The sequence below is a fragment of the Plantactinospora sp. ZYX-F-223 genome (assembly GCF_039649625.1).
In the GTDB taxonomy this organism is placed as follows: domain Bacteria; phylum Actinomycetota; class Actinomycetes; order Mycobacteriales; family Micromonosporaceae; genus Plantactinospora.
The window spans coordinates 1-4,069 of sequence record NZ_JBDJAV010000126.1 but is presented as its reverse complement, the minus strand read 5'-3'; the positions used below and the strand labels follow the sequence as shown (position 1 = coordinate 4,069).

The 4,069-nt window shown below is 68.1% G+C and carries 1 protein-coding gene; it reads left to right on the top strand.

Annotation, left to right across the window (positions count from 1 at the left end; translation table 11 throughout):
* Positions 1-1,481: 1,481 nt before the first annotated feature.
* Entirely contained in the window at positions 1,482-4,058 is a 2,577-nt protein-coding gene (locus tag AAH979_RS42580; RefSeq protein ID WP_346263796.1) for an RICIN domain-containing protein, read from the top strand.
* The last annotated feature ends 11 nt before the right edge of the window (positions 4,059-4,069 follow it).

Below are 4,069 nucleotides of genomic sequence, written 5' to 3'. Positions count from 1 at the left end.
CAGGCCGGGTTGAACACGTACAGGACTTGTCCACGGCAGAACCGTTGTGCCTGCCAGACCTCGCGGCGTCGAGGCGGCGAGCCGGGTCAGCGCCAGCGGGTGTACCGGGTTCGAGTCGGATCGGGGTCGGCAGGTCGGAGATCGGTGCATATCCGTCGACGTGCGCGGCCCTGGTCCGGTCGACCAGCAGCCCATGGATCCCCGCGCCCGGAGGGAGACCGTGGTGATTACGCCCGCACGTGGTGTGAGTCGGTCGTCGTAGCAGGCGAGTTCGTGCCGGGACAGCTGACTCGGTCCGAACAGGGCTTGTCGAAGTACTCCGCCCAGCTTCGGCCCGTCGGCGGTTCAGATCTACGCGTTCGGCCAGCGACCGCGCATCCGGGCGGCGACCAGCGGTAGCCCTGCCCGCAGGGAGGCAGGTGCACGAACGACGGCTCCACGCAGCGTCGAGCACGATCTGCCGGACGCCACTGGCGGTGGCAACGAGCCGGCGGCCGTACCGGCGTCGCTCACCATGCGCGCACCACACCGCCAACAGGCCACCGTCGGACCCGGCCCGACCGCGTCCCGGTTCAGACACCGGCGCAGCACACCCGCTCGTCGTAACGGCTGGACCGGCAACTGAGCAGTGCAAGCCGCCGCGGGAGGTCGGCGTCGTCCCCTGCACCTCGTCCGACACCACCGTCACACGCGGCTCACCCCGGCCGAACGGCCCGACCGCGCCTTCACGGCACCCGGTTGAGGCAACTTCCCCCGTACCGCATCGCGGAGTTCGTGTCGAACAGCGCGAGACCAGCCGCTCCCGGTGGCGTATGGCGCCGTTGCCGTCAATCGGCGAAGGCAAGGCCATGCCCAGCCAGCGCGGCGTCCAGGATACTGACGCCTTCGGCCCGGCCCCATGCAAGGCCAGTAAATCGCGGCGTCTGTAGGCCGCAACTTGCGCGAGCGTCGTGATGCCGGCTTCGAGCAAGGCGCTGCCAGGTGACCTGGCGCAGCGCGCGTCCTAGGTAGGGCCTCAGCCATGTGGGCATTGACTGTCTCCGATTGAGGCGTGTAACGTATGACGTCTGACGGGTGCTGGAGGTGGTCTGTATGTCCGCGTCGGTGGTTCCAGCTCGTGGACGTTATGCCGCCGGTTGGGTCAGGGTCCGCGAAGGCCGTTGGCCTCGTCGGGAGGTCGGCGGCGTCTCGATCGCCTGGGGGCCGCTTGGCCGTTCCGCGCCGCACGCCGTCACGCGTCCTCAGCTTGGCCATCGGCAACTGCCTCGACAGGGCCGCGATTCGCTGGTCAGTAGACGGCTTGCGCTCGGGGCAGATGGGAGAAGTTCGTGTTCCGCTCGATCCGGTCCTTCGCCTGGAACTTTCTCGGCGGCCGAAAACCGCTGGGGCTGCTGGCTTCGATGGCTGTTCTCTGCGTCGGTACGGTGGCGGTCGTTACCGCCCATCCGATGGTCGCGCACGCCACCGCGCCGGGAGCTTTGGTGACGTCGCGTGGAGCCGGTAGCGCCGCCAAGGCGGCCGTTGCCGACGGCGTCTCCGCCGGCAACCCGGCGCTCACTTCCGTCGATCTTGCTGGAACGTGGAGCTTCACCCCGGCGGGCCGGGCGACGACGTCGATCAGCGTGCCCGGTGGCGGCTGGTACAAACAGGGCTTCACCGACGTGAACGAGGCGGTGTACTCGCGCAGCATCACCGTGCCGGACTCGGGGCAGCCGCAGTCGACCTGGATCGAGTTCGGCGCCGTCAATCACCAGGCGACACTGTCGGTCGACGGCCGCGTGGTCGCCACCCAGACGACGGCGTTCACCCCGTCGAACTTCGACATCAGCGCATACGCGGCGCCGGGCACCACACACACAATCACGGTGAACGTGAAGGGCCGCGGCGCGTTGAAGGCATCCAACGGCCGGTACCTGGTGCCCGACGCCGCCGAGTGGTCCGAGGCGATCCCCCAGGGGATCTACCGTTCGGCGTTCCTGAGGGTGTACCCGGCGGTGTACGTCAGCGACACATTCGTGCGTACGTCGGTGGCGAACAAGACGTTGACCTACGACGTGTCGGTGCGTAACACGTCGGGCAGTTCCCGGTCGGTGACGTTGACCGGGTCGCTGTCGTCCAACAACGGAACGGCTTTCAGCTACCCGGAACTGCCCAGCCGTACGGTCACCGTGGCGGCCCACTCGACCGGGACCGTGACCGTCGGACCGGTCGCGTGGAACCTCGACAGCACCTCGTACTGGTGGCCCAACGTGCCGTACCGGTCGGGGTACCGGGCGCAGCTGCACGGGCTGACGGTGCATGCCGTCACCGATGACGGGCACACCAGCGACGCCACATACCGGTTCGGGTTCCGGGAGGCCACCCAGAACGGTGACTACTACTACCTCAACGGCGTGCGCGTGAACTTCCGCGGCGACAACCTCCAGGGTGCCGACTACGACCGGATCAACAACGGCGGCAAGGGCGACGCGTTCGACACCCTGCCCGGCTTCCTGCCCCCGTCGCCCGGCAACGGTGGCTGGCCGCAGGCGGTGGACAACTACCAGCGGCTGAACTACAACGTGGTGCGCATCCACCAGGAGCCCGCGAGCCCGTACATGTTGGATGTCGCCGACGAGATGGGCCTGATGATCATCGGCGAGACCGCGATTCGCGGCTCCCAGGCCTTGCAGGATTGGATCGCCGGGCACGACAACATGGTCAACCACGCCCGTGCGCTGGTCCTGCGCGACCGCAACCACCCCGCGGTCATCCGCTGGAGTCAGAACAACGAGCCGAACCAGAGCGGCCAGGATTCCGAACAGTTCGAGAAGGACCTGTACGCGGCGATGAACGGCGCCGACGGCACCCGGCCGATCATTGTCGAGGTGGGCGTCGACGGGAATGTCAACGGGTATCCCGGGATGACGTACGCCAACTTCGCGGTGATCCCGCACTACGTCGACGGCTTCGGCAGGTACGGGGAGAGGGTGATCACCGTGAATGGGCGGCCCGACGGCGAAGGCGAGTACATCTGGCCGGCATGCAACACCAAGCAGGGCTTCGAGTGGTTCGCCACGGCAACCCTGGCCAAGCGCGGCAAGAACGCCACCGACCTGCGCCCGTACACGCTGCTGTCCGCCTGGGCCAGCGTCGTGCCCGGAGTGCGCACCGGCGACTTCACCCCAGAGGAGGGCGGTCACCCCATCTACGGCGCCGACAACCTCCCGGACCCCTGGAGCAACCCGCAGATCCAGCGCGTGCAGGCGGCGTTCAACCCGGTGGCCGCGGTCGACCTCCCGTACTGGTCCGCCTCCGGCGTCTCGGACGCGAACGGCACCTTCCCGCTGCCGCAGGCCGTGCCCAACTACGCCCGGAACGCCACGGTCACCCGCAACATCACCGTCTTCAACGACGACCTCACCAACACCTCGGTGGACTTCACCTGGACCGCCCGGCTCGACAACCCGACCGGCACGGTCGTCGCATCCGGCAGCACCAGCCTGACCATCCCGCTCGGCTCACGGGTCACCCAGCCGGTGTCCTTCACCACCCCCGCCACCGGTAACCGCGTGTACCTGCAGCTGTCGACCACGAAGTCCGGCAGCACCATCTTCACCGACGCGGTCGAGTACTTCACCCTCGGCGGAAGCGGCGGAACCGGACCCGCACCAGGCACCTACCGCATCGTCAACCGCAACAGCGGCAAGCCCCTCGCCATCGCCAGCAACTCCACCGCCGACGGTGCCAAGGCGGTCCAGCAGAGCGGCACCCCCACGTGGACGATCAGCACCACGCAGGACGCCTACACCTTGCGCTACACCGCCTCCGGAAAGGTACTCGACGTCAACGGCGGCAGCAGCACGGCGGGCCTGCAACTGCAGCAGTGGTCGGCCAACGGCGGTACCAACCAGATGTGGTACCTGCGGCCCACCGGTGACGGCTACTACACCATCGTCAGCCGCAACAGCGGACTGCTGGCCGACGTCTACGGCGCGGCGACCAGCGACGGGGCGCAGGTCGTGCAGTGGAGCGCCAACGGCGGGACCAACCAGCAGTGGCAGTTCGTACCCGCCTAGCCTCGGTCCTT